We start from the raw sequence: 13676 nt of genomic DNA, 5'->3' as shown, positions 1-13676 counted from the left end.
AGCATGGAAACCCGCGAGGACAATTTCCGCGCCATCGCCCTGACCGTGCTGCTGCACGCGGGGCTGGTGCTGTCGATGATTCTCGCGTCCTGGTTCGTCTTGCCCGACAACCAGGCCAGTGCGGCCGGCGAGCCGATGCAGGCGAGCCTGCAGTTTTCCGCCGCCGATCTGCGTCGCGCCAAGCAGGCGGTGCAGAATTCGCCCAAGCCCGCACCGGTGGCCCCGCAGGAAACCACGCCGCCGCCGCAACCGCTGCCGTCGCCGAATCCGCAGACCAGCGACATGCCCCTGCAAACCGTGGCACAGGCGCCGCGCGACCAGCCCGACACCGTCAATCAGCAGGCGATCGATCGCAACGCGCAGCTCAAGGCCGAGCAGGAAGCGCGCGAGCAGGAAGAACGCATCAAGCAGGACCAGGTCGATCTGACCGAAGACGTCGCCCGGCAGCAGGAGGTGGAGCGCCGCCAGCGCCTGCGTCAGCAATACGAGGCGATCAAGGCCGAACGCGAGCTCGCCGAGCGGCGCACGCGCATGGAGGAGCAGCGCCTGGCGCAGCTTGCCGATGCGCAGCCCCTGCCCACGCAGGCGCCCACGCGCGCCGCGCCGACGCCGCGCGCCGGCAATCGCGGCGAAGACGAGGGCCTGCGCGCCCGCTACATCGCCGCGCTCAATGCCACGGCCCGCGCCAACTGGAATACCTCGGCCGTGCCGCAGCTGATCCGCTGCAGCGTGCGGTTCTCGCAGATTCCCGGCGGCGAGGTCATCAATGTGGAGTTCACGGAGTGCCAGTACGATGCCCAGGGCCGGGAGTCGATCGAACGCGCCCTGCGCAAGACGCCGATGCCATACTCCGGCTTCGAGTCTGTTTTCCAATCCAAAGTCACGCTGACGATGTGCTATCCCGAAGAGGCCTGCCAACGATGAAACGGCTGTTCGCGCTTTTCCTGCTGCTCCTCCCGCTGACCGGACTGCATGCCCAGGGTCTGGACATCGGCCTCGTCGTCGGCAATGAATCGGCCCTGCCCATCACCGTGGTGCCGATGCCCTACCAGGGCAGCAATCTGGCGCCCGATACCGATGTCGCCGGCGTCATCCGCGCCGACCTCAACCGCTCAGGCCAGTTCCGTTCGCTGCCCGAAGCCAGCGTCATCGAGAAGCCCACGCGCGGCAGCGAAATCAAGTTCCCGACCTGGCGCCTGCTCAAGCAGGATTTCGTCGTCGTCGGACGCGTCCTCGACGAAGCCGGCGGCGGTTATCGCGTGGAATACGAATTGTGGGATGTCGCCAAGCAGGAGCGCCTGCTCGGACTGGCCGTCGGTGGTCGCGTCAAGGGCATGCGCGATGTCTCGCACCAGATCGCCGATCAGATCTATGAAAAGATCCTTGGCGTGCGTGGCGCGTTCTGGACGCGCATTGCCTACATCACCGCCAATGGTCTGGGGCAGGGCACGCAGTACGCCTTGATGGTCGCCGATTCCGACGGCTTCAATCCGCAGACGGTGGTGAAATCGCGCGAACCCCTGCTGTCGCCGGCCTGGAGTCCGGATGGCCGCAAGCTCGCGTATGTCAGCTTCGAGCGCGGCAATTCGACGATCTACATCCAGGAAATCGCCACCGGTGCCCGCGAGGTCGTGGCCAGCTTCAAGGGCATCAACGGCGCACCGGCTTTCTCGCCCGACGGTCGCCGCCTGGCCCTGACCCTGTCCAAGTCCGGCAATCCGGAGATCTACGTCATGGACCTGGCCAGCAAGTCCCTGAGCCAGATCACCCATCATTTCGGCATCGATACCGAGGCCGCGTGGATGCCCGACGGCCAGACCCTGGTCTTTACCTCCGACCGGGCCGGCAAGCCCCAGGTCTATCAGGTCGCTGCCAGCGGCGGCGAGCCTACGCGCCTGAGTTTCAGCGGCGGCTCCAATGCCCGTGCCACCGTAGCCTACGACGGCAAGAAGATCGCTATGGCCCAAGGCTCCGGAAACATCTATCGTATCTCCGTGCTGGATCGCAGTTTTGGCGGCAGCGGACGCTGGCAGACCTTGTCGCCGGGCAACCTCGACGAATCGCCGACCTTCGCTCCCAATGCCAGCATGTTGTTGTATGCGACCAAGGAAGGCCGTCGCGGCGTTCTTTACGCCGTCTCGGCCGATGGCAGGGTAAGACAGCGTTTGGTACTGGCCGAGGGTGATGTGCGCGAGCCGGCATGGTCGCCCTACCGCCAGCGCTGAGTCCGATCAACCAGAGCTTCCGAGCGATGGACCGTTTTCCATACCGAAGAGGGAAATCCCCATGAACAACGCCACCCGCCTCCTCATTGCCGCCGCCATGTGCGTCGCCCTGGTCGCCTGCAGCAAGAAGGTCAAGGAAACCCCGCCGACCGACAATGGCGGCAATACCGGTGCCACCACCGGCGGCGTCGCTGATGACGGCAAGTACGGCCCGGAAGACCTCGATACCGATTCCTGCCTGCGCCAGCGCGTGGTGTACTTCGATTTCGACCAGGACACGCTGAAGCCGGAGTTCCAGGCCGCGATCGCCTGCCACGCCAAGTACCTGCGTGACCGTCCGGAATCGCGCATGACCCTCGACGGCAACACCGACGAGCGCGGCACCCGCGAATACAACCATGCCCTCGGCGAGCGCCGTGGCAATGCCGTGTCCAGCGCGCTGCTGGCCAGTGGCGGGTCGGCCGGCCAGGTCAACGTCGTGAGCTACGGCGAAGAGCGTCCGGTCTGCGCCGATTCGACCGAGGATTGCTGGTCGAAGAATCGCCGCGTCGAAATCTACTACACCGCGAAGTAAGCGACGATGCGCATCGCCCGATACGTCCTGTGTGCGGTCGCCCTCGTGGCGGCCGCGCCCAGTTGGGCGCAGCGGCAAAGCCTGGCTGACCGCGTGACCCACCTCGAACAGGTGGCCGCCGGTCAGACCCAGACCGCCGGGCAGGCGAACGTCGATCTGCTCAACCGCCTGACCCAGTTGCAGGCGGAAGTGCAGTCCCTGCGTGGCCTGGTCGAGCAGCTGCAGAACGAAAACGAGCAACTCAAGCAAAGCGGCCGCGCGCAGTACGTCGACCTCGACACGCGTCTGCAGAAGCTCGAAGGCGGCGGAGTACCCGCGGCCGGATCGCGACCCGGTGCGTCTGCGGTCGTTCCGCCGACGGCGGGCTCGACGGCCGGCCGGCCGGTGGTGCCGCGCGCGGGAGGCACCGCGACGACGCCCAGCTCCGCCGACGAGCAGGCGCTGTACGGCACGGCTTTCGAATTCCTCAAGCAAGGCGACTACGTGCAGTCCGCGCGTGGCTTCAAGGCCTATCTGGACAGTTTCCCGCAAGGCTCGCTGGCGCCGAATGCCTGGTACTGGCTTGGCGAAAGCTACTACGTGACGCAGAACTATCCGATCGCCGAACAATCCTTCGAAACCCTGCTCAGCCAGTTCCCGGACTCGGGCAAGGCGCCGGATGCGCTGCTCAAGAAAGGCTATTGCCAGCTTGAGATGCGCCAGTTCGACGCCGGCCAGCAGACCCTGAGTCGCGTCATCAACGACTATCCCGACAGCGATGCCGCGCGACTGGCCCAGAGCCGGCTGCGTGCGTTGAGCCTCGAGACGCGCTGAGTCCGCAGGTCGCGTATGCAAGTCCCCGTGGCGGATCGGCTGCGCCTGACCGAAATATTCCTGTCCTTGCAAGGCGAGTCGCGCAGCGCCGGTTGGCCGACCGTGTTCGTGCGCCTGACCGGCTGCCCGCTGCGTTGCCAGTACTGCGATACCGCGTATGCGTTTCATGGCGGCGACTGGTGGGAGATCGATGCGATCCTTGCCGAAGTCGCGCGCCACGGCGTTCGCCATGTCTGCGTCACTGGCGGCGAGCCGCTCGCGCAGAAGCGCTGTCTCGTTCTGTTGCAGCGCTTGTGCGATGCGGGATACGAGGTGTCGCTGGAGACCTCCGGTGCGATTGACGTCGCCGACGTCGACCCGCGCGTGGTGCGTGTCGTCGATCTGAAGACGCCGGGCTCGCTCGAGCAGCATCGCAATCGTCTGGAAAACATCCCGCTGCTCACGCCGCGCGACCAGGTGAAATTCGTCATCTGCAGCCGCGAGGACTACGACTGGGCCAAGGGCATGCTCGTCGAGCACCGTCTCGACAGTCGATGCGAGGTGTTGTTCTCGCCCAGCTTCACCGAAGTCGCGCCGCGCGACCTGGCCGAGTGGATCATTGCCGACCGCCTGCCCGTACGTTTCCAGACGCAATTGCACAAGCAGCTCTGGGGCGAGGAAAAAGGCCGCTAATCCAGCGACTTAGCCCCATGACTACTCCTGCTTCCTCTCCCCGCCGTGCCGTCGTCCTCGTCTCGGGCGGCATGGACTCCGCCGTGACCCTGGCGATCGCCCGCGAGCTCGGCTTCACCTGTCATGCCCTCAGCGTGAGCTACGGCCAGCGTCACAGTGCCGAGCTCGATGCGGCGAACGAACTCGCGCGCACGCAAGGCGCAGCCGAGCACAAGACCGTCGGCGTCGACCTGCGCAGCATCGGCGGTTCTGCCTTGACCTCGGACATCGCCGTGCCCGAAACCCCGGCCGACGGCATCCCGGTGACCTATGTGCCGGCACGCAACACGATCATGTTGTCGATCGCACTGGGATGGGCGGAGGTGCTCGGCGCCGACGACATCTTCTGCGGCGTCAACGCCGTCGACTATTCGGGCTATCCCGATTGCCGACCGGAATTCATCGCTGCGTTCGAGAAGCTCGCCGGTCTCGCGACCCAGGCCGGCGTCGAAGGCCGCGGCATGCGCATCCACGCGCCCCTGATCGCGATGAGCAAGGCCGATATCGTCCGCGAAGGCCAGCGCCTGGGCGTGGATTTCTCGCGCACCGTGTCCTGCTACCAGGCCGATGCACAGGGCAATGCCTGCGGCCTGTGCGACGCCTGCCGCCTGCGCAGCGAGGGTTTCGCCGCCGCCGGCGTCCCCGATCCGACCCGCTATCGCCAAAAAGCCTGAGTTTTTGGTTAGAATGCGCACCCCGGCCAAGGCCGGAATCCCGCTGCGAATCAGGCAGATGGGCCGTTAGCTCAGTTGGTAGAGCAGAAGACTTTTAATCTTTTGGTCGATGGTTCGAATCCATCACGGCCCACCATCCCCCAGAAATGCCTCCCTCTACGCTCCGCCACCCTTTGCTAGCCACTGCCTGGCGCTGGCTGCTCGTCGCCGCCCTGCTGCTGCTCTTCGAAGCGGCGTCCTGGGGGACGCAGCAGGCCTCGCGTCTGTTGGCCGCCGTGCCCATGTGGGATCTGGCGCGCGAACTCCTCGGCGCCGTCGTGCCGTTCGCGATTTTCACTTTGCCGCTGGTGCTGGCCGAGCGGTTCTGGCCCGGCAGCGACAATCCACGCCGCTATCTCGCGGGCAGCAAGTACTGGCTGCTCGCCCTGATCGCCGCGTATGCCAGTGCGCGATTGGCCGCCGCCTTGAGCGGCTACTGGCATCTGCAACCTCTGTACGCGTGGAAGGTCGGCAGCGATGCGCCGGTGTGGGTGATCGCAGCGGCGACCCTGCTGTCGGTCTTCCTGTTCGACGCGCTCTACTACTGGTTCCATCGCGCGCAGCATCGGTTCGCCGTGCTGTGGCGTTTCCATGAAGTGCACCATTCGATCGTGCACCTGAACTGCATCAACTCCTACCATCACGTGCTGGAAGAATTCCTGCGCCTGCCGGTGATCACGCTGCCGCTGGCCCTGCTGCTGCAGATCGATACGCCGCAGCTGTTCCTCGTGTCCGCCTTCGTCGCGGCCTGGGGGCAGTACATCCATTCGGACACCGCCGTGCACCTCGGGCGCCTGCATCATCTATTCGGCGACAACGCGTATCACCGCATTCATCACTCGAACACCGACCGGCATTTCCACAAGAATTTCGCCGCGTTTTTCCCAGTCTGGGATCGGCTGTTCGGCACTTACCATGCGCCGGTGCCCGCGCCGCTGCCGGCAGTCGGACTGAGCGACGTGGCGCCGCCGGCGAGCATAGTCGCGTACCTGTGGATGCCGTTCGCGAAGCACCGCAACGTCGCCGCCACATCGGACTCACCCGCAAGCGACTAGCCGTCGCCACCGCGTGTGTTCAGGGCGCGATGGGCGCCGGCGTTGTGTCCGCGATCGGCACGGCCTGTCCCCAGCGCGACACCGGCGCACGCCGCAGCAGCGGCCTTTCGACGAGATGGTAGGAAACCATCGACACGGCGAATGTCGCCAGTGTGCCGATCGCCAGCGTCGCCGGCCAGCCGTAGCCCATCACCGACAAGCTGCGGAAGATCGGGTAGTGCCACAGGTACAGTCCGTACGAAATCGTGCCGACCCAGGCGAGCCACTGCGCCGCGAGCGCGCGTCCGATCAGGCTGCCGGGACGCAGGACCACGTCGACGATGAGGATTGCCGCGCCGACTGCCACCGCGAATAGGCCCCAGGTGTAGATCCAGGGCTGCATCCAGTTGCCGACAACGCAGAACGCGAGCAGCCCGAGCAGGGCCACCGGCGCCAGTCGGGTCGTCCAGCGGGACACGGTCGCGCCCATCTGTCCCGACGACAGTGCCGCCGCCACCGCACAGCCGATCATGAGCGCATCCAGACGTGTATCCAGGCCGTTGTAGACGCGTTCGATCGGCGCGCCCTGCCAGGTCATCGCGGCGCGCAGGAACCACGACAGCCCGGCCAGTCCCGCCGCCGCCAGCGCGACCTGGCCGCGGTGGCGCGTGAATTTCAGCAGCCCCAGCAGCACGAGCGGCCAGAAAACATAGAACTGCTCCTCGATCGACAGCGACCAGGTGTGTCCGAGGAAGTCCGACGCATGCACGCCGAAGGCGCGCGCCCAGTTGGTCATGTAGCCCAGGCAGATCAGGGCATCGACCAGATTCCGTTGTGCGGCTTCGCGTTCGAGCAACACCAGGCTGGCGAGACAGAACACCGCCAGCATCAGCACCAGGGCCGGGCCCAGGCGGAACAATCGCCGCACGTAGAACGTACGCAAGGAGATCGCGCCGGTGCGATCGAACTCGTGGATGAGCAGGGACGTGATCAGGAAGCCGCTGAGAACGAAGAAGACGTCGACGCCGATGAACGCGCCGGCGAGGAACGGCGGTTCGGCGTGAAAGATCATTACCGCCAGGATCGCGGTGCCGCGCAGACCATCGAGTTGCGGCAGATGCGCCAGCCTGAATCCCGTCCTGTCCATCCGTTCCCTTGCACGATACGCGATCGGCGCAGGATACCGCGACCCGCCCGTGCTGCGGTCGATATCAGGCGGCCCGCGCCTCGCGCAGAACCGCCAGCAGACTGTCGCCATAGCGTTCCAGCTTGCTGGTGCCGACGCCATTGATCAGCGCGAGTTCGTCGAGATCGCGCGGGCGCTGCGCCGCAATCGCGCGCAGGGTCGCATCGTGGAAGATCACGTAGGCGGGCACGTTCTGTTCGCGCGCCAGATTCGCGCGCAGCGTGCGCAGGGCTTCGAACACCGGCGTGTCCGCCGCCGACATCGCGACCGGCGCAGGGGCGCCCGGACGGGCCGTGCGCGCCCGGTCCCGGCTGCGCGTGCGTTCGGCTTCACGGCGCAGGGCGACGCGTTGTTCGCCGCGCAGGATCGGCCGGCTCGCGTCGGTCAGACGCAGGCTGCCATGCCCTTCGGCATCGACCTCGAGTACGCCCATCGCGACGAGTTGCCGGAACACGCCGCGCCACTGGCGCACGTCCATGTCCGCTCCGATGCCAAAGGTGCTGAGCTGGTCGTGGCCGAACTGGGTCATGCGCTCATTGGCGACGCCGCGCAGGATGTCGATGAGATGGATCGCGCCAAAACGCTGACCGCTGCGGTAAACGCAGGACAGGGCCTTCTGCGTCGCGACCGTCGCGTCCCAGGTCTGCGGCGGCTCCAGGCAGTTGTCGCAGTTGCCGCAGGGCCGGTCGTAGACCTCGTCGAAATTCGCCAGCAGGGTCTGCCGCCGGCATTGCGTGGATTCGCAATACGCGAGCAGGGTGTCGAGCTTGCGCCGTTCCAGGCGTTGGCGGTCTTCGCCGGCGTCCGAAGACGCGATCATCTGCTTGAGCAGGACCATGTCGCCCAGCCCGTACGCGAGCCAGGCCTCGGCCGGATCGCCGTCGCGGCCGGCACGGCCGGTTTCCTGGTAGTAGCCTTCGAGCGATTTGGGCAGGTCCAGATGCGCGACGAAACGCACATCGGGTTTGTCGATGCCCATGCCGAACGCGATTGTCGCGACCATGACGATGCCGTCCTCGCGCAGGAAGCGTCGCTGGTTCGCGCCGCGCGTGGCCGCGTCCATGCCCGCGTGATAGGGCAGGGCGGCGATGCCCTGCTCGGCGAGGAAGGTGGCGGTTTCTTCGACCTTGCGTCGCGACAGGCAGTAGACGATGCCCGCCTCGCCGCGATGGGGCTTGAGGAAATCGAGCAGCTGCCGTCGCGCATTGTCTTTCTGCACGACGCGATAGCGGATATTGGGCCGGTCGAAGGAACTGATGAACTGGCGTGCTTCGTCCAGGCCCAGGCGTTCGACGATTTCGCGGCGCGTCGGGGCATCGGCCGTCGCGGTCAGCGCGATGCGCGGCACCTGCGGCCAGCGCTCGTGCAGCAGGTTCAGTTCGCGGTATTCGGGGCGGAAGTCGTGGCCCCATTGCGAGACGCAATGCGCCTCGTCGATCGCGAACAGGGCGATCTCAATGCGGTCGAGCAGGGACAGGAACCGCGCCATCAGCAAGCGTTCGGGCGCGACGTACAGCAGGTCCAGATCGCCCGCGAGCAGGCGGCGTTCGACCTCGGCCGCGGCTTCGCCGCTGAGCGAGGAATTGAGGAAGGCGGCATTCACGCCCAACTGGGCGAGCGTTTCCACCTGATCCTGCATCAGCGCGATCAGCGGCGACACCACGATCGCCGTGCCCGGACGGATCAGCGCCGGTACCTGGTAGCACAGCGATTTGCCGGCGCCGGTTGGCATGAGCACCAGGCAGTCCTGCCCGGCGATCACATGCCCGACGATCGCTTCCTGTTCGCCGCGGAAGCCGGGATGGCCGAAGACGCGGCGCAGGGTGTCGTGGGCGGGAGACGTCATCGGCACAGGGTAACAAACTGCCGGGGTCCGGCCGTCAGGAAACCCCGGGAAATCCTGCCCGACAGCGCCCGCTCAGACGCTCATTGCAGCAGCGAACGCAGCATCCACGCGGTTTTTTCGTGCGCCTGCATGCGTGTGGTGGCCAGGTCTGCGGTCGGCTGGTCGTTGGCCGAATCGGCGAGCTTGAACGCCTCGCGCGCAGTCCGCGCGCAGGTTTCGTGGCCGCTGACGAGCTGCTGCACCATGCCTTTCCAGTCCGGCACGCCGGTCTCTTCCTTGATCGTGCTGAGCTTGGCGTATTGCGCACCGGAGGCCGGCGCGGCGTGGTCCAGGGCGCGGATGCGCTCGGCGATCTCGTCCAGCGACAGCCACAGTTCGTTGTATTGCGCCATGAACATCGTGTGCAGGGTGTTGAACATCGGCCCGGTGACATTCCAGTGGAAACCATGCGTCTTCAGGTACAGGGTGTAGGTGTCGGCCAGCAGCAGCGACAGCCCGTGGGCGATCTGCTTGCGATCCTTGGCACTGATGCCGATGTCGATTTTCATGACGAAACTCCCGGGGTGATGGGACAATTGACTCTGCGCCCCGATTCTAGGGCTGTGAATTCGATTCTGGCCATCGCACTCATTGATTCCGCCTATCCCCATGTCCCCTCCGACTACCGCTTCCGGCACGCCTGGGGTCCTGACCCGCGACCAGGCGCGCCTGCATCGCCTGCTCCAGGCCAGCCGCAAGGCGCCGGACAAGGCAGAGCTGCGCGTGGCCTACGAGCAGGCCCTGGCGGTATCGACGGCGGCGCATGCGCAACGCGCGCAGCAGGCGCCGGAGCCGCAGTTCGACAACGACCTGCCCGTCAGCCGCGAAGCCGAGACGATCATCGAGCTGATCCGCAAGCATCAGGTCGTCGTGGTCGCCGGTGAAACCGGCTCGGGCAAGACTACGCAATTGCCCAAGCTGTGCCTCGCTGCGGGTCGCGGCATCGCCGGCATGATCGGCTGCACGCAGCCGCGCCGCATCGCCGCACGCGCGGTCGCGCGCCGCGTGGCCGAGGAATTGCAGACGCCGGTCGGCGGCGCGGTCGGCTATCAGGTCCGCTTCACCGAAAACGTCGGCGAGCAGACCTACATCAAGTTCATGACCGACGGCATCCTGCTCGCCGAGATCCAGTCCGACCGTTGGCTGTCGCGCTACGACACGATCATCGTGGACGAGGCGCACGAACGCAGCCTCAACATCGATTTCCTGCTCGGCTACCTGCGCCAGCTGGTCGACAAGCGTCGCGATCTCAAGCTGATCATCACCTCGGCGACGATCGACACCGCGCGCTTCGCGCGGCATTTCGGCGACGCACCGATCGTCAGCGTCGAAGGCCGCAGCTATCCGGTGGAAACGCGCTATCGCCCGATCGAGGAAGACCGCGAGGGCGAGGCCGCTGGCGAGTCGCGCGGTCAGCGCACGATGACCGATGCCATTGTCGGCGCCGTCGACGAGATCACGCGCGAAGACGCCCTCGGCGACATCCTGGTCTTCCTGCCCGGCGAGCGCGAGATCCGCGATGCCCACCTCGCGCTCGCGCGGCGCAAATACCGCTCGACCGAACTGCTGGCGCTGTATGCGCGCCTGTCGACGAAGGAACAGGACCGCGTGTTCCAGCCCGGCCCGCAGCGGCGCATCGTGCTGACCACGAACGTCGCCGAAACTTCGCTGACGGTGCCGCGCATCCGCTACGTGATCGATCCCGGCGCGGCGCGTGTGAAGCGCTATTCGCCGCGCCAGAAACTCGACCGCCTGCACATCGAGCCGATCGCCCAGGCCAGCGCCGACCAGCGCAAGGGCCGCTGCGGTCGCATCGCCGCCGGCATCTGCTATCGCTTGTATTCGGAAGCCGATTTCCAGTCGCGCCCGCGCTACACCGATCCGGAAATCCTGCGCGCCTCGCTCGCCGGCGTGATCCTGCGCATGCTGTCGCTGGGCCTGGGGCGCGTCGAGGATTTTCCGTTCATCGATGCTCCGGATCCGCGCGCGGTGGCCGACGGCTGGCAGACGCTGACCGAACTGGGCGCCGTCAGCGCCGGCGAGGGCGGGAACGAGCGCCGCCTGACCGATATCGGCCGCCAGATGGCGCGCCTGCCGGTCGACGTAAAGCTGGCGCGCATGCTCATCGCGGCGAAGACGCATGCCTGTCTGCGCGAAATGACCGTGATCGCGGCCTTCCTGGGCATCCAGGATCCGCGCGAGCGTCCCGCCGATGCGCGCGAGGCCGCCGACACCGCGCACGCGCAGTTCGCCGATGCCAGTTCCGAATTCCTCGGCGTGCTCAAGCTCTGGGAAGCCTATCGCGCCGCACACGAAGAGCTCACGCAATCGAAGCTGCGCACCTGGTGTGAAAAACGCTTCCTCGGCTTCCTGCGCATGCGCGAATGGCGCGAACTGCATCGGCAATTGCTGCTGAGCTGCGAGGAACTGGGTTGGGACATCGGCGAGGCCGCGATCGAGTTGCCCACCGGCGATCGCAAGGGCGATGCCGCGCTGACCTCGAAATACGCGCTGTTGCATCGCGCACTGATCGCCGGCCTGCCCAGCCAGATCGGTCATCGCGCCGAGAAAGGGTTCTACGACGCGCCGCGGCAGCGCAAATTCCAGATCTTCCCCGGCTCGACCCTCGCCAAGGCGCCACCGGCCTGGCTGCTGGTCGCGACGATGCTCGATACCCAGAAGGTCTGGGGCCTGATGGGCGCGAAGGTCGAACCCGACTGGGTCATCGCCGAGTTGTCGCATCTGCTTGCGCGCAAGCATTTCGATCCGCACTGGTCGCGAGCCCAGGGTCGCGTGCTCGGCTCCGAACAGATCAGCCTGTTCGGCCTTGTGCTCGCGCCGAAAAAGCCCGTGCACTACGGTGGCCTGTATCCGGTCGAGGCGCGGGAAATCTTCGTGCGGCAGGCGCTGTTGCCAGGCGAGATCAACACACGCGCGACCTTTGTCGCGCGCAATCTCGCCACGCTCGCGAAGGCGCAGGAAGAGGAAGCGAAACGCCGCCGCGCCGGCCTGATCGCCGACGAGGACTGGCAGGCCCGCTGGTACCTGGACCGACTGCCGCCAGACATCAATTCCGTGCAGGGGCTCGACAGCTGGTTTGGCAAATTGCCGCCGGAGAAAAAGAAAGGGCTGGAGTGGACGGTCACCGACCTGCTGCCGGGCGAAGGTAGCGAGGCCGACCGTTTCCCGAAATATTTTCCGCTGGGCGACTCCCGACTCGCCTTGCACTACCGCTTCGAACCGGGCTCGCCCGATGACGGCGTCACGATGGACGTGCCCCTGCATTTGCTCATGGCGCTCGATGCCGCGCGCCTGGGCTGGCTGGTGCCGGGCCTGGTCGAAGAAAAAGCCACCGAGCTCATTCGCGGCCTGCCCAAGGCCCAGCGCCGCAACTATGTGCCGGCGCCGGATTTCGCACGCGCGTTCGCGCAGGCACATCCTGTTCCCGAAGCCGATGCAATGACCGGAACACTCGCGCGTTTTCTCACGCGCACGACCGGTGCACCGGTGGCGGCCATCGACTTTGACGAGTCCTCGCTGCCGTCGCATCTGCGCATGAACCTGCGTCTGGCCGAGCGCGATGGCCGTGTGCTGGCGATGTCGCGTGACTTGTCCGAACTCAAGCAGCGTTTCGGCGGCGCCGCGGAAAAGGCCTTCGCCGAACGCGCCGGCGAGCGTCTCGCACGCGATGGCCTGACCACCTTCCCCGACGAGCCCATTGCGATCCAGGTATCCGGCGCCGCCGGCGTACCGGCGTATCCCGCCCTGGTCGACGAGCAGGAATCCGTGGCCCTGCGCGTGTTCGCCGACCCCGACGAGGCCCGCGCCCAGCATGCGCGCGGCGTGCGTCGCCTGGCCGAGTTCGCGCTGGCCGACAAGGTCAAGCAGGCGCGCAAGCAATTGCCGGTCTCGCCAAAACTGGGCCTGCTGTATGCGGCCATCGAATCCTCCGAGCGCCTGCGTGCCGACATCGTCGAAGCCGCGCTCAACGCGCAGCTCGCCGGCGGATTGGCCGATGTGCGTGACAAGGCTGCCTTCGATGCCGGCATTGCGGCGATCGGCCGGCAGCTTTTCCCCGCGGCGATGCAGCGCCTGCAGCTGGCCGAGTCGATCCTGGCCGCGTACGCCGAGATCAAGCCGCGCCTGGAGTCCAAACTGATCGGCTGGGCAAAAGGCAATCTCGACGATCTCGCCGCGCATCTGCACAGCCTCGTGCATTCGGGCTTTTTGCGCGACACGCCGGCCGAGTTCCTCGCCGAGTTTCCGCGCTATCTCAAGGCCCTCAAGCTACGCGCCGAACGCGCGCTCGCCGATCCGCTCAAGGACCAGGCGCGCATGCTCGAATTGCGTCCGTACAGCGAAGCGCTGGCAAAGGCCGTCGCCGCAGGCAAGGCCGGTCATCCGCATTGGCTGGCGCTGCGCTGGGACCTGGAGGAACTGCGCGTGCAGACCTTCGCCCAGGAACTCGGCACGCGCCGGCCGGTCTCGCACAAGCGATTGGCCCGACAGGTCGAAACTGCGCCCTAGCGGTTGTG

At 66.4% G+C, this 13676-nt stretch carries 11 protein-coding genes and 1 tRNA gene; 9 read left to right on the top strand and 3 right to left on the bottom strand.

Annotation, left to right across the window (positions count from 1 at the left end; genetic code table 11):
* Positions 1 to 3: 3 nt before the first annotated feature.
* From G467_RS16725 to G467_RS17615, 8 genes are all read left to right on the top strand, one after another.
* Positions 4 to 924, top strand: coding sequence for a membrane protein TolA (locus tag G467_RS16725; RefSeq protein ID WP_022970051.1), 921 nt, complete (start codon positions 4 to 6; stop codon positions 922 to 924).
* Complete coding sequence (tolB, locus tag G467_RS0112350) at positions 921 to 2225, top strand: Tol-Pal system beta propeller repeat protein TolB (RefSeq protein WP_022970050.1); 1305 nt, start codon at positions 921 to 923, stop codon at positions 2223 to 2225. The genes G467_RS16725 and tolB overlap by 4 nt, the downstream gene beginning before the upstream one ends.
* A gap of 61 nt (positions 2226 to 2286) precedes the next feature.
* Entirely contained in the window at positions 2287 to 2799 is a 513-nt protein-coding gene (pal, locus tag G467_RS0112345) for a peptidoglycan-associated lipoprotein Pal (RefSeq protein WP_022970049.1), read from the top strand.
* 6 nt (positions 2800 to 2805) lie between these two features.
* On the top strand, positions 2806 to 3612 hold the full coding sequence (ybgF, locus tag G467_RS0112340) for a tol-pal system protein YbgF (protein ID WP_022970048.1): 807 nt from the start codon (positions 2806 to 2808) through the stop codon (positions 3610 to 3612).
* Positions 3613 to 3627: 15 nt separating this feature from the next.
* Entirely contained in the window at positions 3628 to 4284 is a 657-nt protein-coding gene (gene queE, locus G467_RS0112335; protein ID WP_022970047.1) for a 7-carboxy-7-deazaguanine synthase QueE, read from the top strand.
* A gap of 17 nt (positions 4285 to 4301) precedes the next feature.
* Entirely contained in the window at positions 4302 to 4997 is a 696-nt protein-coding gene (gene queC, locus G467_RS0112330; protein WP_022970046.1) for a 7-cyano-7-deazaguanine synthase QueC, read from the top strand.
* A 60-nt stretch (positions 4998 to 5057) separates the two neighbouring features.
* Positions 5058 to 5133: transfer RNA gene (locus G467_RS0112325), tRNA-Lys, on the top strand.
* 37 nt (positions 5134 to 5170) lie between these two features.
* Entirely contained in the window at positions 5171 to 6091 is a 921-nt protein-coding gene (locus tag G467_RS17615) for a sterol desaturase family protein (protein WP_022970045.1), read from the top strand.
* A 19-nt stretch (positions 6092 to 6110) separates the two neighbouring features.
* Here G467_RS17615 and G467_RS0112315 read toward each other — a convergent pair whose 3' ends face one another.
* From G467_RS0112315 to G467_RS0112305, 3 genes are all read right to left on the bottom strand, one after another.
* Positions 6111 to 7217 (bottom strand): acyltransferase family protein, encoded by a 1107-nt coding sequence (locus G467_RS0112315; protein WP_022970044.1) that lies wholly within the window; start codon positions 7215 to 7217, stop codon positions 6111 to 6113.
* Between the two features lie 64 nt (positions 7218 to 7281).
* Entirely contained in the window at positions 7282 to 9102 is a 1821-nt protein-coding gene (gene recQ, locus G467_RS0112310; RefSeq protein WP_022970043.1) for a DNA helicase RecQ, read from the bottom strand.
* A gap of 80 nt (positions 9103 to 9182) precedes the next feature.
* On the bottom strand, positions 9183 to 9650 hold the full coding sequence (locus tag G467_RS0112305) for a Dps family protein (protein ID WP_022970042.1): 468 nt from the start codon (positions 9648 to 9650) through the stop codon (positions 9183 to 9185).
* Between the two features lie 100 nt (positions 9651 to 9750).
* Here G467_RS0112305 and hrpA point away from each other — a divergent pair, with 100 nt between their 5' ends.
* The gene (gene hrpA, locus G467_RS16715; RefSeq protein ID WP_022970041.1) at positions 9751 to 13668 is read left to right on the top strand and encodes an ATP-dependent RNA helicase HrpA; all 3918 of its coding nucleotides are present in this window, start codon (positions 9751 to 9753) and stop codon (positions 13666 to 13668) included.
* The last annotated feature ends 8 nt before the right edge of the window (positions 13669 to 13676 follow it).

Origin of the sequence: Arenimonas oryziterrae DSM 21050 = YC6267 (genome assembly GCF_000420545.1) — a bacterium.
Lineage (GTDB): Bacteria > Pseudomonadota > Gammaproteobacteria > Xanthomonadales > Xanthomonadaceae > Arenimonas > Arenimonas oryziterrae.
This window is presented reverse-complemented; position numbering and strand designations above follow the sequence as displayed.

Excerpts from the sequence above, each read along its gene's own strand:
- G467_RS16725 (WP_022970051.1), top strand. The coding sequence starts at position 4 with ATGGAAACCCGCGAGGACAATTTCCGCGCCATCGCCCTGACCGTGCTG.
- tolB (WP_022970050.1), top strand. The coding sequence starts at position 921 with ATGAAACGGCTGTTCGCGCTTTTCCTGCTGCTCCTCCCGCTGACCGGA.
- pal (WP_022970049.1), top strand. The coding sequence starts at position 2,287 with ATGAACAACGCCACCCGCCTCCTCATTGCCGCCGCCATGTGCGTCGCC.
- ybgF (WP_022970048.1), top strand. The coding sequence starts at position 2,806 with ATGCGCATCGCCCGATACGTCCTGTGTGCGGTCGCCCTCGTGGCGGCC.
- queE (WP_022970047.1), top strand. The coding sequence starts at position 3,628 with ATGCAAGTCCCCGTGGCGGATCGGCTGCGCCTGACCGAAATATTCCTG.
- queC (WP_022970046.1), top strand. The coding sequence starts at position 4,302 with ATGACTACTCCTGCTTCCTCTCCCCGCCGTGCCGTCGTCCTCGTCTCG.
- G467_RS0112315 (WP_022970044.1), bottom strand. The coding sequence starts at position 7,217 with ATGGACAGGACGGGATTCAGGCTGGCGCATCTGCCGCAACTCGATGGT.
- recQ (WP_022970043.1), bottom strand. The coding sequence starts at position 9,102 with ATGACGTCTCCCGCCCACGACACCCTGCGCCGCGTCTTCGGCCATCCC.
- G467_RS0112305 (WP_022970042.1), bottom strand. The coding sequence starts at position 9,650 with ATGAAAATCGACATCGGCATCAGTGCCAAGGATCGCAAGCAGATCGCC.
- hrpA (WP_022970041.1), top strand. The coding sequence starts at position 9,751 with ATGTCCCCTCCGACTACCGCTTCCGGCACGCCTGGGGTCCTGACCCGC.